The 15411-nt window shown below is 69.8% G+C and carries 15 protein-coding genes; 1 reads left to right on the top strand and 14 read right to left on the bottom strand.

The window, feature by feature from the left end; translation table 11 throughout:
• Positions 1-7: 7 nt before the first annotated feature.
• From ACFU5M_RS06525 to ACFU5M_RS06505, 5 genes are all read right to left on the bottom strand, one after another.
• Positions 8-1570: a uroporphyrinogen-III synthase gene (locus tag ACFU5M_RS06525; protein WP_379044757.1), complete on the bottom strand. Its 1563-nt coding sequence runs from the start codon at positions 1568-1570 to the stop codon at positions 8-10.
• Positions 1571-1631: 61 nt separating this feature from the next.
• Positions 1632-2687, bottom strand: a complete 1056-nt coding sequence (gene hemC / locus ACFU5M_RS06520) for a hydroxymethylbilane synthase (RefSeq protein WP_379044754.1) — start codon at positions 2685-2687, stop codon at positions 1632-1634.
• The gene (locus ACFU5M_RS06515) at positions 2684-4126 is read right to left on the bottom strand and encodes a glutamyl-tRNA reductase (RefSeq protein WP_379044751.1); all 1443 of its coding nucleotides are present in this window, start codon (positions 4124-4126) and stop codon (positions 2684-2686) included. The genes hemC and ACFU5M_RS06515 overlap by 4 nt, the downstream gene beginning before the upstream one ends.
• A 70-nt stretch (positions 4127-4196) precedes the next feature.
• A complete protein-coding gene (locus ACFU5M_RS06510) occupies positions 4197-5057 on the bottom strand; it encodes a redox-sensing transcriptional repressor Rex (protein ID WP_379044748.1) in 861 nt (286 codons plus the stop codon).
• 238 nt (positions 5058-5295) lie between these two features.
• Positions 5296-5556, bottom strand: a complete 261-nt coding sequence (locus ACFU5M_RS06505) for a glutaredoxin family protein (protein WP_379044745.1) — start codon at positions 5554-5556, stop codon at positions 5296-5298.
• A 222-nt stretch (positions 5557-5778) separates the two neighbouring features.
• Between ACFU5M_RS06505 and ACFU5M_RS06500 the strand changes: the two genes are divergently transcribed.
• Positions 5779-6726 carry an HAD family hydrolase gene (locus ACFU5M_RS06500; protein ID WP_379044778.1) on the top strand — a complete coding sequence of 316 codons (948 nt, stop codon included), beginning with the start codon at positions 5779-5781 and terminating at the stop codon, positions 6724-6726.
• Between the two features lie 56 nt (positions 6727-6782).
• Here ACFU5M_RS06500 and ACFU5M_RS06495 read toward each other — a convergent pair whose 3' ends face one another.
• The 9 genes from ACFU5M_RS06495 to ACFU5M_RS06455 all read right to left on the bottom strand — a co-directional run bounded on the left by ACFU5M_RS06495 (position 6783) and on the right by ACFU5M_RS06455 (position 15338).
• Positions 6783-7790, bottom strand: a complete 1008-nt coding sequence (locus ACFU5M_RS06495; RefSeq protein WP_379044742.1) for a lysophospholipid acyltransferase family protein — start codon at positions 7788-7790, stop codon at positions 6783-6785.
• Complete coding sequence (locus ACFU5M_RS06490; RefSeq protein WP_379044739.1) at positions 7787-8860, bottom strand: NAD-dependent epimerase/dehydratase family protein; 1074 nt, start codon at positions 8858-8860, stop codon at positions 7787-7789. The genes ACFU5M_RS06495 and ACFU5M_RS06490 overlap by 4 nt, the downstream gene beginning before the upstream one ends.
• Before the next feature lie 209 nt (positions 8861-9069).
• Positions 9070-9171, bottom strand: a complete 102-nt coding sequence (locus ACFU5M_RS06485) for a 30S ribosomal protein bS22 (RefSeq protein WP_003402602.1) — start codon at positions 9169-9171, stop codon at positions 9070-9072.
• A gap of 226 nt (positions 9172-9397) precedes the next feature.
• A complete protein-coding gene (locus ACFU5M_RS06480) occupies positions 9398-9700 on the bottom strand; it encodes a helix-turn-helix domain-containing protein (protein ID WP_379044736.1) in 303 nt (100 codons plus the stop codon).
• A 145-nt stretch (positions 9701-9845) separates the two neighbouring features.
• Positions 9846-10664, bottom strand: coding sequence for a pyrroline-5-carboxylate reductase (gene proC, locus ACFU5M_RS06475; RefSeq protein ID WP_379044733.1), 819 nt, complete (start codon positions 10662-10664; stop codon positions 9846-9848).
• Positions 10665-10696: 32 nt separating this feature from the next.
• A complete protein-coding gene (locus tag ACFU5M_RS06470; protein WP_379044730.1) occupies positions 10697-11584 on the bottom strand; it encodes a thioesterase family protein in 888 nt (295 codons plus the stop codon).
• A 139-nt stretch (positions 11585-11723) separates the two neighbouring features.
• The gene (locus tag ACFU5M_RS06465; RefSeq protein WP_379044775.1) at positions 11724-12602 is read right to left on the bottom strand and encodes a sugar phosphate isomerase/epimerase family protein; all 879 of its coding nucleotides are present in this window, start codon (positions 12600-12602) and stop codon (positions 11724-11726) included.
• Positions 12603-12717: 115 nt separating this feature from the next.
• Positions 12718-14307 (bottom strand): hypothetical protein, encoded by a 1590-nt coding sequence (locus tag ACFU5M_RS06460; protein WP_379044727.1) that lies wholly within the window; start codon positions 14305-14307, stop codon positions 12718-12720.
• Positions 14304-15338: a hypothetical protein gene (locus tag ACFU5M_RS06455; RefSeq protein WP_379044724.1), complete on the bottom strand. Its 1035-nt coding sequence runs from the start codon at positions 15336-15338 to the stop codon at positions 14304-14306. The genes ACFU5M_RS06460 and ACFU5M_RS06455 overlap by 4 nt, the downstream gene beginning before the upstream one ends.
• Positions 15339-15411: the final 73 nt, after the last annotated feature.

The raw sequence follows: 15411 nt of genomic DNA, 5'->3' as shown, positions 1-15411 counted from the left end.
GCCAAAACTACCGACTGCGGCGGCTCTTCTTTCGCGGAGGAGGCAGGAGGCCTTCGGCGCGCAGCCGGGCCGCGTGCTCGGCCAGTGCTTCGACCAGGGGACCGACCTGGGCCACCTCGGGCTGTACGTCCACGCGCAGGCCGAATTCGATGGCGGTTTCGGCGGTCTTCGGGCCGATGCACGCCACGATGGTGCGCGTGTGTGGCTTGCCCGCGATGCCCACCAGGTTGCGCACCGTGGAGGACGAGGTGAACAGGACCGCGTCGAAACCGCCGGTCTTGATCATCTCGCGGGTCTCCGCGGGCGGCGGCGAGGCGCGCACCGTGCGGTAGGCCGTGACGTCGTCGATCTCCCAGCCGCGGTCGCGCAGGCCCTCGGCCAGCGTCTCGGTGGCGATGTCGGCGCGCGGCAACAGCACCCGGTTCACCGGGTCGAACACGTCGTCGTAGGGCGGGAAGTCGGCCAGCAAGCCCTCGGAGGACTGCTCACCGCTGGGCACCAGCTCGGGGTTGATGCCGAACGACCGCACCTTCTCCGCGGTGGCCTCGCCCACGCAGGCGATCTTCACGCCGGAGAACGCCCGCGCGTCCAGGCCGAATTCGGCGAACTTCTCCCAGACCGCGCGCACCGCGTTGGTGGAGGTGAACACCACCCACTGGTAGCGCCCGTCCACCAAACCCTTGACCGCGCGCTCCATCTGGGCGGGGCTACGCGGGGGCTCGACCGCGATGGTCGGCACCTCCATCGGGATGGCGCCGTGCGTGACGAGCCGTTCGCTCATCTCCGCGGCCTGATCCTTGGTGCGCGGCACCAGCACGGTCCAGCCGTACAGTGCTCGCGACTCCCACCAGGACATCTTCGACCGGTGCGCGACCACCTTGCCGATGGTCACCACCAGCGGGCCGACCAGTTCGGAGGCCGCGCTGTTCAGCGTGGCGAGGGTGGCCTCGATGGTGCGCTGCTGGCGGGTGGTGCCACGCACCGTCACCGCGACCGGGGTCTGCGGCGCCATGCCGTGCTCGACCAGAGCGCTCGCGGTCTCGGCCAGATGCCCGGAGGTCGCGTGCAGCACGAGCGGGCCGGGGGCGGCCGCCAGCGCGGCCCAGTCGACCTCGCCGCGCACGTCCGCCTCGGTATGCCCGGAACCCAGTGCGATGCCCGCGTAGCTCGGCACCGCGGAGCCGTTGGGCAGGCCGGGCAACACTTCGAAGACCATGTGCGACCGGGTGACGGCGTTGACTTCGGCGATCACCGAGTCGGTGGTCAACGGGTCGCCCGCGACCACGCGCACCACGTCGTGCCCGGCACGCGCTTCGGCGATCAGCGTCTTGGCCACCTCGGCGGGCTCGCCGAGGGCGGGCCGCACGTCGACGGGACGTTCTCCGTCCGGCCCCGGCTCGACCGAGGTGCCGATCAGGGCGAGCACGCCCTTGTCGACGTCCGGGTCGGTGAACGCCAGCGTCGCCCGTCCGATGACCTCACGGGCCCGGACTGTGAGCAGCGCCGGGTCACCCGGGCCCGATCCGACGAAAAGGATGCGACCGGGGTGCTTCTTCGTGGCTCGGCTCATGCCTGCACCTCGCTTGCGCTCGGCTCCGGCATACCCGAGGGCACGGTGCCTGTGCTTCCGCTCATCGGCTGTTCTCCATTGGGCTGGGGTTGGGCAAGTCTGGGGCGGGCGAACTCACCGCCCGGGTGGGGGAACCGTCGTCCGGTTCGGTGGCGAGCAACTCGCGCGCACCCATGTCGAGCAACTCCCGGGCAAGCGCACGGCCGAGCTGCTCCGCGTCGGCCGGGGCGCCGACCACCGAGGCCCGCAGCACGTCGGATCCGTCCACGGCCGCCGCGCACGCGCGCAGCGACAGCTCGTCCACGATCCGCCCGTCGTCGTCGAGCGATTCGACCACCTCGGCCAGCGCACCGATCGGCGCGGTGCAGCCCGCCTCGAGTTCGGCCAGCAGCGACCGCTCCGCGACGACCGACGCGCGGGTGGCCGCGTCGTCCAGTCCGGACAGGATCTCCACCAGCGCGGCGTGGTCGCTGCGGCATTCCACTGCCAGCGCGCCCTGGGCAGGCGCCGACAGCATCTGCACCGGCTCCAGCGCTTCGGTGACCGCGTCCAGCCGGTCGATGCGGGCCAGTCCGGCTCTGGCCACCACGACGGCGTCCAGCTCGCCCTCGCTGACCTTGCGCAGCCGGGTGTCCAGGTTGCCGCGCAGCGGGACGACATCCAGGCCGAGCCCGAGCGCCCGCAGCTGGGCGGCGCGGCGCGGCGCGGACGTGCCGATCTTGGCGCCCGCGGGCAACTCGCCGAGGACCAGCCCATCGCGCGCGACCAGCGCATCGCGCGGGTCCTCCCTGGGCGGGATGGCAGCGATGGTGAAGCGCGGGTCTTGCGCAGTGGGCAGATCCTTATAGGAGTGCACGGCGATGTCGATCGCACCCGCCGCCAGCTCGTCGCGCAGCGCGGAGGTGAACACGCCGACGCCGATCGTCTGCACCGGGTCCGACGACAGGTCACCGGCGGTCTTGATGACGACCAGCTCGGCAGGCTGCCCGGCCGCGATCAGCGCGTCGCGCACCGTGCCCGCCTGGGTGAGCGCGAGCAGGCTCCCCCGGGTGCCGATCCGCCACGGGGCACGGGTGCCGTCCGCGATCGCGTTGCCTTCTTGGTGCACCATGGTCATGCCGTCTGCCCCTGTTCCTCGCCGCGATGGCCGGCGGTGAAGTCGTCGGCCAGCGCGATCTCCCCGTCGGCCGCTGTGATCTCCGCATGATCTCCGGCGAGCGCGGTGATCTCCATCGGCGCGGCGACCGCTTGAGCCGCACCGGGTTTCAGTTCGAACAATTCGCGTAGCGCCTCGGCGTAGCTGTCGCCGCCCGGCGTGGACGCGAGTTGCTTGACCCGCACCGTCGGCGCGTGCAGCAGCTTGTCCACCACCCGGCGCACCGTGCGCGCGACCTCGTCGCGTTCCGGGTGGGCCAGGCCGGGCAACCGCGAATCCAGCCGGAGGAGTTCGGCCTCGACCACCTCCGCGGCGCGCTGGCGCAGCGCCGCCACCGTCGGGGTGACCTCGGCCATCCGCTGTCCGGCAAGGTATTTGGCCAATTCGTCGGCGACGATCGATCGGGCGGCCGCGGTGTCGTCGGCGGCGGCGCCCGCCGCCGGATCGCGTTGCAACGTCTCGATATCGATGAGCGTGACGCCGGGCAGTCCGGCCACGGCGTGCTCGACATCACGCGGCAGGCCGAGGTCGCAGAACACCAACGGCCGCTCCACCGTGGCGAATTCCTCGCCGCGCTCGCGCTCGGTGAGTGCGCGATGGGTGTCGGCGAGCGTCACGACCGCGCCGACCGCGCCGGTACAGGTGACCACCACGTCGGTCGCGGCCATCGCCTCGGTGAGCCGCGACAGCTCCATAGCCTCGGCCTCGACGCCGTGTGTTCGCGCGGTCTCCGCGAGTCTGCGCGCCCGCGCGAGAGTGCGGTTCACCACGATGATCCGGCCGATCCCGGCGCGCGAGAGATGCGCGACCGCGAGACCGCCCATGGCGCCCGCTCCGACCACCGCGGCGGTGCGGCCTGCCAGCGGGCCGAGCACCTGCTGCGCGCGATCCAGCGCGACCGACACCACCGACGCGCCCGCGCGATCGATACCGGTTTCGGCGTGCACCCGCTTCCCGACCCGCAGCGCGTGCTGGGCCAGCTCGTGCAGGGTCCGTCCGACCGCCCGCTGTGCGTCGGCGGAGGCGTAGGCGCCCCGGATCTGGCTGAGCACCTGCTGCTCGCCGACCACCATCGAGTCCAGTCCGCTGGCCACCGCGAACAGATGCTCGGCGGCGGCCTCGGAGTAGCGGACGTAGGCGTGCTTGGTCAGATCGGGCATCGGCAGGCCGGAGTGCTTGGTCAGCAGATCACCGATCTCGGCGAGGCCGCCGTGGAAGGCGTCGACCACCGCGTAGACCTCGACCCGGTTGCACGTGGAGACGATCATCGCCTCGGACACGTGGCTGGAGGAGATCAGGCGGTCGATCAGCTTCGGCCGGTCGGCATCGGTGACGGCAACCTTCTCCAGCACCGGGACCGGTGCGCTGCGGTGCGAGATGCCGACAAGGAGAACGCTCATGCTGCCACCGCCCCGGCACGAGCGGGGCGCTCCGTCGTGCTGTGCCGCATGATTCGCTCGCTGCGCTCACTCATGGTGTGACCACCGATCCCTTGCTGCTTGGCTCCGTTGCCGTATGCGAGGCCGCCGTATGCGAGGCCGCTGTATGCGGGGTTGCCGAGTGCTGGAGTACCGGATGCGCGGTCGCCGCGTGTGGTGTCGGCAGGCGGTGCGCGATGCGACCCGACCCGGCGTGCGCGACCTCGGGCAGCGGGGCCTGCTCCGCGTTGCGCACCCGCTCGAAGGAGAGCATCTGCATCTCGACGGCCAGGTCGACGCGACGGACCTCGACCGTCGCCGGTGCGTCCAGCTCGCAGGGGGCAAAACTCAGAATCGACTGCAGTCCGGACGCGACGAGGCGGTCGCACACGTCCTGGGCAGCGTCGTCGGGCACGGTGATGACCGCGATGGTCGGCTCCAGATCGGCGACCGCCGCGGCGAGCTCGGCGACGTCACGCACCACCAGGCCGGCGACCGGGATACCGATCACGCCGGGGTCGTTGTCGAAGATGCCGACGACGGTGAAGCCGCGCCGCCGGAACCCGCCGTAGCCGACCAGGGCGCGGCCCAGATTTCCCGCGCCGACCAGCACGACGCGGTGGCCCTCGGACAGGCCGAGGACGTCCTCGATCCGGGAGCGGAGCTTGGCCACGTCGTAGCCGACGCCGCGAACTCCGTTGGGGCCGAGAAAGGAAAGATCCTTGCGCAATTTGGCCGAATTGACACCCGCCGCGACAGCCAGTTCCTCACTAGATACGATGGCAACACCGTCATCGGCCAACATGGCGAGAACCCGGAGATAGGTAGCCAGCCGCGCGACGGTGGCCTGCGGGATGTCCTTCTGCAGAGCCCTGCCGGAGACGCCACCTGGCGCCTCATGCTGCTCTGTCACGTCGTCGGCTCCTCGTCCCGGGCCTCGGGCTCCGGTTCGTCGCTCGACCCGCTGACCCGGGGACGGTCCGGTGCCATGGTGTCGAAGTTTCGGATTTCGGGGCGGCTCCGCAGCCTCGGCATGCGGGTCGCGTGCCACCACCGTAACTGCTTGTGAAGCCCTGCACAAAGTCGGTGAAATTGGCCTCATTTTCCGCCGCGACCAGCACAGCGGCCGAATCGGACGGAAAACGGCGTAGTCAGCGCTTCAGGTCCGCCCGCAATCGGGTCTCGTCGACATCGAAATAGCTGTGTTCGCGGCCGTCGAGCAGGACGACCGGAAGCCGGTCGCCGTACTCCGCGCGCAGGCCAGGGTCGGTAGCGGCGGCTTCGTCGACGTCGACGGTGCCCGGTTCGATACCGAATTCGGCGCAGATCACACGCAGCTGTCGTAGCGCCGTCGCACACAGCCCGCACCCGGCGCGAGTCAGCAATGTCACCGAATGTGTGGGATTGGTCATGACCGGAATTTAATACCGGGCCGAACACCGCGCGAGCTCGGCGTGCGCCACGCGATTGTGTCGCGCGCCGCCTTCTGCCGTGACTGTCGCATGATCCGGCTACTGTTGACATGGTTCGCGCGACGGGCGGAGGTACTGGTGCCGGAACGATCGAAGGTGGCGAGGGCCGGATTCATCGCGGGGCGATTCGGTGAGTTTCCGGCGCGGTGGAACCTGAGCCAGATGGGCCAGGGTCTGCAGGACCAGCTCGCCCGTATCTCGCGCAGCCCTTTCGGCCCGAGTGAAGAGGAATTGCGGGCCAATCTGGCCGGTGAGGCGAGCGCCGATGCGGCGCTGACCTTGCACGACGCCGAACTCGCCGCGGGCGAGGCGTTGGCACCGGGTCCGGAGGCGCCGCGCGACCTGACCGCGGCGGCGTTCTTCGACGTCGACAACACCATGGTGCAGGGCGCCTCGATCGTGCATTTCGCCCGCGGTCTGGCGGCGCGCAAGTATTTCAAGACCTCCGATCTGGTGGACGTCGCCTGGAAACAGGTGAAATTTCGGGTCACCGGTAAGGAGAGCAGCACCGATATGGCCAGCGGCAAGGAGAAGGCGCTGGCGTTCATCGCCGGGCGCTCGACCGCCGAGCTGGCCGAGCTGGGCGAGGAGATCTACGACGAGATCATCGCCGACAAGATCTGGCCCGGCACCCGCGCGCTCGCGCAGATGCACCTGGACGCGGGCCAGCAGGTGTGGCTGGTGACCGCGACCCCGGTGGAGTTGGCGCAGGTGATCGCCAAGCGGCTTGGGCTCACCGGAGCGCTGGGCACCGTGGCCGAGAGCGTGGACGGGACGTTCACGGGGCGACTGGTCGGCGACATCCTGCACGGCCTCGGCAAAGCACACGCGGTGCGCACCCTGGCGATCCGCGAGGGCTTGAACCTCAAGCGCTGCACCGCGTATTCCGACAGCCACAACGACGTGCCGATGCTCTCGCTGGTCGGCACCGCCGTGGCGATCAACCCGGACTCCGATCTACGGGAAGTCGCCAAGAACCGCGGCTGGGAGATCCGCGACTTCCGCACCGGCCGCAAGGCCGCCAAGATCGGCGTGCCGACCGCCCTGGCCCTCGGTGCGGCAGGGGGCGCGGTCGCCGCGGCGGTCACACGCCACCGCGACGGTCACTGACCTCACCCGGTTCCGAGCGAAGCGAGAGCGAACACGCCGCGACGAAATCGCGGCAATCAACCACTGAATACGTTGCGGCGCTTGGTGAGCAGCTTGTAGAGCGTCTGCTGGATGGTCTCGCGGACCTGGTCGGTGACCTCGAACATGGTCATCGGGTCGTCGGCGGCCTCGGGATCGTAGGGCGTGGTCGGGATGGGGGCGCCGAATTCGATGTACCACTTCGACGGCAGCGGTACCGCGCCGAGCGGGCCCAGGTGCGGGAACAACGGTGTCACCGGGAAGTACGGAAGGCCGAGCAACCGAGCCAGCGGCTTGAGATCGGCCAGCTTCGGGTAGATCTCCTCGGAGCCGACGATGGAGCACGGGATGATCGGCACGCCGGCGCGCACCGCCGCGGCGACGAATCCGCCCCGGCCGAAGCGTTGCAGCTTGTAGCGATCGGTGTACTGCTTGCCGACGCCCTTGAATCCTTCCGGGAACACGCCGGTCAGCTCGCCGGAGCGCAGCAGTCGTTCGGCGTCTTCTCGGCAGGCCAGGGTGTGGCCGGCCCGGCGCGCCAGCACACCGAGCACCGGTGTCTCGAAGATGAGGTCGGCCGCGAGCAAGCGCAGCGTGCGCTGCTTGGGGTGCCGGTCGTGCACGGCCAGCTGCAGCATCAGGCCGTCCAGCGGCACGGTGCCCGCGTGGTTGGCCACGATCAGCGCGCCACCCGCCTCCGGAAGGTTGTCCATCCCGCTGACCTCTACCCGGAACCACAGATCCGACAGCGGGCGCAGGGCGGGCAGGATGACCGACTCGAGCAGGTGCTCGTCGAAACCGAATTCGTCGACCTGATAGTCGCCGGTGAGCCTGCGGCGCGCGAAATCCGCGGTTTTGGAGATCTGCTTGCCGAGTGCGCCGCGCAGCATCCCGGACAGCGACTGCGGCGCGGCGGGGGTCACCGCCGCGCGCCGCTCGACCAGCGAGGTCACCGGACTCGGAGCGGCCAGGCGGCGTGGCGCCGGACGCTGGCGCGTCTCGATCTGAAGATCGTGGAGTTGGATGACTTTCGCTACGTCATTCATTGGTGTGCTCCCGTACCGGCCCCGAGCAGGCCGAGCAGTTTGTGTTCTGCGGCGTCGATCCACGCTGGATCGACCACGGGCCGCAACGCTGCGCCCCCGATGAAGTCGTCGAACGCCTGCACTGTCGTCCAGCGCGGCACGAACTCGAGTTCGGTGCGCATGCGCGTGGTGTCCAGGCCACAGCCGAAGTGGAAATAGTCGAGCTGTTCGGCGGAGAACTCCCGCATCACCGGGCCCATGAGGAGGCGACCGGCGGTGCGGAACATCGTGAAGGGAACGGGTAACTCGATCCGGCCCGCCCGCCGGACTGCCTGCGACAGCGACAGCGCGCCGTCACCCGCGATGTTATACGTGCCACTGGCCATACGGCGCGCCGCATGGGTCAGCGCGGCCACCGCGTCCTCCTCGTGCAGCAGCTGCATCCTGGCGTCCCGGCCGAATACGGTCGGGGTCACCGGCGAACGCAGATATTGCACACCGCGCGCCGCCAGCCGCGGTCCCACGATCGGTGCGAATCGCAGAATGGACGTAGCGATATCGGGGCGCCGCCGGGCGAGCCCGCGAACATAACCCTCTATATCGATCATGTCGCGCGCAAACCCGCCGCGCGGTGGCGTGCGGGCGCTCATTTCCTCGCTGAATTTCGCGGGGTCCTTCGCGCTGCACCCGTACACCGCGGACGAAGAGCGCAGCACCACCCGGCGCACCGAAGCCACCTTCTGGCACACCGCCAACAGCTGCATCGCACCGAGGACGTTGTGATCCTTCATCACCGCCCGGCCGCCGCCCGCGGGCGGGCGGGTCCGCAGAGCGGTGTGCACCACGGTGTCCACCTCCGCACCATCGATTACCTTACGGATCAACGGATTTCGGATGTCCGCTCGCACGAATTCGGCGCGGCCCATGCGCCGCTGCAACTCTCGGCCCGGCGTCATCGTGTCGACGGCGAGAATACGCTCGATCCCGGGATCCCGGGCGAGGCGAGCGACAACCGTGCCGCCGAAGAAGCGGCTGGCTCCAGTGACCAGCACCACCTTCGGCGCGTGCGCTTCCCGACCCTCAGAACCCACCGGCACCCTTTCCCTTGCCAGCCCGCCCTTGTGATTATTCCCAGTGCCCAGCGTAGCGGCTGCCTACCCGCTCACCGAGAGTATTAACCAGGATCTAACGATGACTTCAGTCACGTGATACAAATGGCGATTTCAAAATTCAAAATTTCAAACAAAAGGGCCCGTCACCTATTGGTGACGGGCCCCTCGCAGCGAACACGCAGCGATGCCTACTTGCCGAGTTTGCGCCGCTGAACACGCGTGCGGCGAAGCAGCTTGCGGTGCTTCTTCTTCGACATGCGCTTGCGGCGCTTCTTGATCACAGAACCCATAGGGTTGTCCTCGCGTTCTCTCTACTCGGCGCGCACGCTGCCCGTGCGCGATTGCCGGACGTCCGACCGCCCTGGCCCCGGCCGGCGGGCCGAGGTCGCTGGGCAAGCTCACGCCCCGTGTTCGCGCCGCCGGATACCACGAGGCAACCAACAGCGATGCCACCGGCGGGCGAACACGAACCGAGGGTCTATCGTACCGGCACGCCCCGCCGGTCTCGAAACCGCCTCATCCGGCGTCGAAATAGGACGTTTCCAGATAGTCGTGTACCGCCTTGGCGTGTACCCGGAACGATCGGCCGACGCGCACGGCGGGCAACTCGCCCGAGTGCACCAGCCGGTAGACCGTCATCTTGGACACCCGCATCAGACTCGCCACTTCGGCGACGGTGAGAAACTGGGTGCCGCCGCCGAGCACAGGTTGCCCCTGCGTCGCGGCCTCACGCTGGGTACGGGAATTCCCCCGACCGCCCGCGGGACCGGAGCCGCCGGACGCTCCGGAATTCGCAGACATCTTGTTCGCAGACATCATTGCACCATTGACCTCCGGCACGTCCGCGCCGCCGGCTTCCCCACCGGCGGAACAGACACGCACGTGCTCCTTGAAGCTTAGCGGGACCAGTGGTGTTACTGCGACGGGAGTGAGAAATCGGGTTTTCCGATTTCGAACAGACCGGTCACTCCGCTGAGGCGCCCTGTTCGACCGACCTCTGCTTGGCCGCGAAGAGCGCTTCCAGGAATGCCGAGCGTAGTCCCGCGCGCTCCAGCTCGCGGATCGCCGCCGCGGTGGTGCCCGCCGGCGAGGTGACCGCGGCGCGCAGTTCCACGGCGGTCTGGCCGGAGCTGTCCAGCAGGGCGGCCGAGCCGACCATGGTCTGCACGACGAGCTGGGTCGCCACATCCCTGGTGAGCCCGAGCCCGACGCCCGCGTCCACCATGGCCTCCACGACCAGGAAGAAATAGGCGGGCCCCGATCCGGACACGGCGGTGACCGCGTCCATCTGGCTCTCCGTCACGGTGACCACCTTGCCGACCGCGCCGAGGATCTCGGTGACCAGTTGCAGATGCTGCTCGCGCGCATAACGCCCGGGCGCGATGACGCTCATCCCCTGCCCCACCAGCATCGGCGTATTCGGCATCACCCGCACCACCGGGAATCCGGCGGGCATCTTGCCCTCCAGCCGCGCGGTCGGCACACCGGCGGCCAGCGAGACCAGGATCTGATCGCGATCGCTGCCGATCTCCGCTTTGCCCAGCGGCGCGAGCACGGCGTCCACATCGCCCGGTTTCACCGCGATCACCAGCAGATCCGCGCCGATGGCGGCATCGGCCAGGTCATCGGTGACCCGGATCCCGAAGCGGTCGGCGAGCTGATGCGCCCGCTCCCGATGGGTCTCCACAACGACCAGGTCCTTGGTCAGCCGCCCGGACTCCAGCAACCCGGCGACCAACGCCTCCCCGATGCGCCCACCACCGATCACCGCAATTCTCGTCATGGGGCTCAAGGCTAGACGGCGCGCGCCGAGGCTCAGCGCTGGGGAACGAGCGCCAGCTGACGACTCTGCGCGACGACCGCGCCGGTCGAGTCGAGCACCAGCTGGTCCTCGTCGAACATCCGGCCGCCCACCTCGTGCGTGGTGGCGATGATCCGCAGCCAGCCCGGCGCGGGCCTGCGGCGCAGGTAGGTGGTCATCTGCACGGTGGGGGCCCAGCCGAAATGGCCGAGATTCATCGGCACCGGCGGACTCATGTCGGCGCTCATCATGGCGAAGTACATCGCGACGTCGGGGTCCTGTTCGTCGCCCGGCCGCGGGCGAATCCACATCCGCAGCCGCGGCTCGCCCTTCGCGCCCTCGAGGAAGCGGGCCCACTCGTGGTCGAGGTAGATCTCGGCGCCCCGGCCGACGTGCACGATGTCGCCCATCGTGGAACCGGGCTCGTAACCGATGGCGTCGGCGGGTGGCTCAACGGGCATGCCGGAATGCTCCGGCGCGTAGATCGGGTCCGCGTCGTCGAGGCGGCTGAACGTGAGCGCCGTGCGCACCAGGACGCGACCGTCCTGGACGAGGTCGGCGTCGGCCAGGCAGATCTGGCGACCGATCTTGCGGACGCGCACCTCGTACTCGATCTCGCCGGGGTTGGGGGCGCCGAGGAAGTCGGAGCTGGCGGCGATCGGCGCCATGCCGACCAGTGCGGGATCGGACGCACGCAGCCAATTGGTCGCCGCCGCCGCGCTAGCCGCGACCATCGTCCCGCCGTGCACCTTCGGACCGATGGTCCAGATGTCGTCGATGACGCCCAGATAGCGGCCGGTTCCCGGGGTGGTGGGCGGCGCCTCTTCCAGCGCGCACACCCGGCTGAACGGTGCGTCGGTCGTGGCCGCCGGGCCGATATCGGCCGTCAGCTCCGTCGTCATCCTCACTCCTGTCTCCGTCGACTCCACCCGACGGCGGTATTCGCGGGTGCGTAGCCCGCACTGCCGCCGAGGGGTTCGTACAGCGTACAACGCGGCCCGGACAGGATCCCATCGCCGCATACCGGAGTAGCGACGAGCGTCACATCGGCGGTTCGGGCGACCTCCGGCTCGCGCCGGCCGGCGTGGGCGCGGCCGCCACGACCAGATGCTCGCGGGCGAAGGCCAGCGTGCGATGCAACATCTCGGCCCGTTCCTTGGTGGTTCGCGCGTTCTGCGTGTTGATCTCGGCGACGACCTGACCGGTGAAACCGGTGCGGACCAGGCTCGCGCACACCTCCACGCACGGTTGGGTGCCCTCGCCGGGGACGAGATGTTCGTCGTGCGCGGCGCCCCGGCCGTCGGCCAGATGCAGATGGGCCAGACCCGGACCCATGCGGGCAGCCAGAGCCAAGGGGTCGGCTCCGGCGGTGGCGGTATGCGACAGATCCAGCGTGTAGTGGCGGAAGCCGGTGTCGGTCGGATCGTAGGAGGGGCTGAAGGCGGTGAGCGCCGGACCCGGGCCGCCCCGCCGCTCCAGGCGTCGCACCGCGCCCTCGCGCCGGCCGAACAGCGTGTCCGCTCGCATCGGGAACATGTTCTCCACCGCGACGATCACCGGGCTGTTGTCTTCCAGTTCGGCCACCTGCGCGGCGAACCCGGCGGCATAGCGGCGCTGCCAGCGGAACGGCGGGTGCACGACCACCGTGCTCGCGCCGAGCGCCTCGGCGGTGCGCACACTTCGCTCGAGTTTCGCCACCGGGTCCGACCCCCACACCCGCTGCGAGATCAACAGGCAGGGCGCGTGCACCGCGAGCACCGGCACACCGTACTGGCGGGAGTAGGCCTGCACGGTGGCGATGCTCTGACTGGCGGGCTCGGCCCAGACCATCAGCTCGACGCCGTCGTAGCCGAGTTCGGCGGCGTACCGGAAAGCCGCCTCCGTATTCTGCGGATACACGGAGGCGGTGGAGAGCCCCACCTGGATCGGTTTCGGCCGGGACAGATCCCCGGCGTCTCCCGGCGGTCCCGCGCCCGTGCGCGACCCCACCCCGGTCTCGTTCGCCTGCCCTATGTTCCCCACGACTGCTCCCTGCTCAGTTCGTGCTGAGGAGAAATGCCAATGGCCCCAGCGTGACGAAGATGCCCACGACGACGGCGATCACAGTGCTGAGGATGTCGTCTGTCCTGCGCAGAATCCGCACGAGAGCCACCAGGCCGAGAATCACGATCATCGCCAGTGCCAGCGCGACCCACGGAAGCATCTCCCACATGCGCTCGAAGCCTTTGAACAGCAGCATGCCCGCGATGGCGGCGCCGACGCTCTGACCGCCGAGGATCATCCACTGGCGCCGGTTGGCGTCGTCCTCCGCCTTCTTGGCCGCCCTGGACCGGCGCGCCGCTGGCGCCCTGGTGGCGGCACGTGGTTCGTCGGCGAGATCGTCCTCGTCGTCCTCGTCCAGCTCGATCGGCTCGTAGACGTCGGTGACGCCGTCCATTTCCGCCACGTCGGCGCCGCGCCCACCGCGACCGTTGCGCCTCGCCGCGCCGCGCTCGGCCCGGTCGACGCCATCGCGCAGCAGGTCACCCGCGACCGTCTGGCCGGAGAGCAACTGCTGGTCCTGGTTGGCCAGCGACCACGCGGCCGTCGAGATGCCGCCGGATTCCGGCGGGGAATCGGCCTGCGGCATGTGCCGCCGGGCGGACCAGGCCGGTAGGCCGTTCTCGCCGACACCTTCGCGGCGGGCTGGTCTTCGATGTGCCTCCGGCTGCGGCTCGGGAGGAACGGGCCTACCCCGCTTCGGTCGCGGATCGGGCGGCGGCGCGACGGGCAGCGGTTCCGGCTCCGGGGCGAAACCGCCGGTGGCGGGTGACCATGCCGCGGTGGACGGGCCGAGATCCTCGACCGCTTCCGCGGCCTCCGCCGCCCTGCGCCGCGCGGCGCGACCGCCCTGGGCGCCGTTGCGCTCAGGAAGGGAGGTGCGGCCGAAGCCGGGCTCGTCGAACTCCGCGTGGCCGTTGCGGCCCGGTTCGCCTGCGCCGCGACCGGGGAACGCGTCCCGGCCGAACGGCTCGGGCCGGACCTCTTGCCAGGACCGGACCTCGGTGGCCTCCTCCTCGGGTTCCTCCCGCCTGCGCCTGCGCCCCGAACGCGGGGGCGTCTCGGGCACGCCACCCGGCAGGTCCGGCACGTACGGACCGGGCGCGGCCGAAAACAGGTCCGACACCGGCGTATCGGGCGACAGCGGGTCGTACGACGTGCCGTGCCGCGCCGAAGGCATGTCCCGGCCGGGCATGACCCGGCTGGATCGACCGGGCGGGGGATCGGCATACGGCAGGTCGGGCTGCGCGTAGCCGGCCAGCGGGTCGTACATCGAAATCGGGCCCGACATGGGCGAATACGACGACGGCTCGGGCTGCGGCTCGGGCGCGTAGGAAGCCGGCTCCGGCGCGGGCGGGTCGAACGAGGGCGGCGCGTAAGCGGGCTCCTCCGCTCCGGCATCGGGCGCCGCGTGCGCGGAGTGACCACCGCCTTCCCGGATGACCGGCAGGTCGCCGGTCAATTCGGCGACGGAGATGCCCCGGCCACCGCGGCGGCGCCTGCCACCGCCGGACGAGCCGCCGCTCTGCTGACCGTTACGCGCCAGCAGTTCCGCCACCGACAGCTGTTTGGAGTCCTCACTCATGACGACACCGTCCCGATCGAGCCCGGCGCAGGTGCGCCACCGCCGGACGCCGGCCGACCGTCTCCGGTCACCGTGCCCGCTGAGTACGTTGCTTCGGGTCCACCATTCATATCGGTATCCAGTTTGCGCAGGATCAGCCCTTCACGCAGCGCCCACGGACAAATCTCCAAGGAATCCAGCGAAAGAGCCCGCATACTCGCCTCCGCGACCAATGCGCCGGCCACCAATTGCTGTGACCGATCGGAACTTACGCCTTCCAATTCTGCACGGTCCGCCGCCGTCATCCGCGAGATGAACGCAATCAGTTGGCGCAGGCCCGAGCTCGTGAGTGTACGACGCGCCCGCGGGCCTGCCGCCGAGGGCGCCGCTCCGGTCAGCCGGGCCAGGGACCGGAATGTCTTAGAAGTGCCAACGGCCAGATCGGGCTTGCCCGGCTCGAGCAGCTTCTTCGCCGGCACCACCAATTCGGCGTCGAGCCAGTCGCGCAGCACGGCCACCCGGCGCTTGCCTGGCGGGTCCTCACGCAGCCATTCCCTGGTCAACCGGCCCGCGCCCAGCTGCAAGGACACCGCGACATCGGGTTCCTCGTCGCCGCCATTGGTCATTTCCAGCGAGCCGCCGCCGATGTCCAGATTGAGAATGCGCCCGGCGCTCCAGCCATACCACCGGCGCACCGCGAGGAAGGTCAGCCGCGCCTCGTCGACGCCCGCCAGCACCCGCAGGTCGACGCCTGTCGCCGCGCGCACGCGGCCGAGCACCTCTTCGGAGTTGGCCGCCTCCCGCAGCGCCGAGGTGGCGAACGGCATCAGTTCGACGCATTTGGACGTCTCGGCGATGCTGGCGAATTCGGCGACGGTGTCGATCAACCGCTGCGCGCCCGCCTCGGTGATGCAACCCGCGGCGTCGATGTTCTCCGCCAGCCGCAAGGTGGCTTTCGTCGAACTCATCGGCAGGGGGTGACCGCCACGATGCGCGTCCACCACGAGCAGGTGAACGGTATTGCTTCCGACATCGAGTACCCCAAGCCGCACATAGACACGGTACTGGGTGACGCGGCACTACAACCCAGGCGACTGAACTGTTAGCGTCCTATTTCGTGACGGT

It is taken from the genome of Nocardia sp. NPDC057455, from assembly GCF_042802775.1.
Classification (GTDB): domain Bacteria; phylum Actinomycetota; class Actinomycetes; order Mycobacteriales; family Mycobacteriaceae; genus Nocardia.
This window is presented reverse-complemented; position numbering and strand designations above follow the sequence as displayed.

Bases quoted from the DNA above. Each gene is read 5' to 3' on its own strand.
- ACFU5M_RS06485 (WP_003402602.1), bottom strand. From the start codon at position 9,171: ATGGGTTCTGTGATCAAGAAGCGCCGCAAGCGCATGTCGAAGAAGAAG.
- ACFU5M_RS06470 (WP_379044730.1), bottom strand. From the start codon at position 11,584: ATGACGACGGAGCTGACGGCCGATATCGGCCCGGCGGCCACGACCGAC.
- ACFU5M_RS06505 (WP_379044745.1), bottom strand. From the start codon at position 5,556: ATGACCAATCCCACACATTCGGTGACATTGCTGACTCGCGCCGGGTGC.
- ACFU5M_RS06495 (WP_379044742.1), bottom strand. From the start codon at position 7,790: ATGAATGACGTAGCGAAAGTCATCCAACTCCACGATCTTCAGATCGAG.
- hemC (WP_379044754.1), bottom strand. From the start codon at position 2,687: ATGACCATGGTGCACCAAGAAGGCAACGCGATCGCGGACGGCACCCGT.
- ACFU5M_RS06500 (WP_379044778.1), top strand. From the start codon at position 5,779: ATGGGCCAGGGTCTGCAGGACCAGCTCGCCCGTATCTCGCGCAGCCCT.
- ACFU5M_RS06460 (WP_379044727.1), bottom strand. From the start codon at position 14,307: ATGAGTGAGGACTCCAAACAGCTGTCGGTGGCGGAACTGCTGGCGCGT.
- proC (WP_379044733.1), bottom strand. From the start codon at position 10,664: ATGACGAGAATTGCGGTGATCGGTGGTGGGCGCATCGGGGAGGCGTTG.
- ACFU5M_RS06515 (WP_379044751.1), bottom strand. From the start codon at position 4,126: ATGAGCGTTCTCCTTGTCGGCATCTCGCACCGCAGCGCACCGGTCCCG.
- ACFU5M_RS06480 (WP_379044736.1), bottom strand. From the start codon at position 9,700: ATGATGTCTGCGAACAAGATGTCTGCGAATTCCGGAGCGTCCGGCGGC.
- ACFU5M_RS06525 (WP_379044757.1), bottom strand. From the start codon at position 1,570: ATGAGCCGAGCCACGAAGAAGCACCCCGGTCGCATCCTTTTCGTCGGA.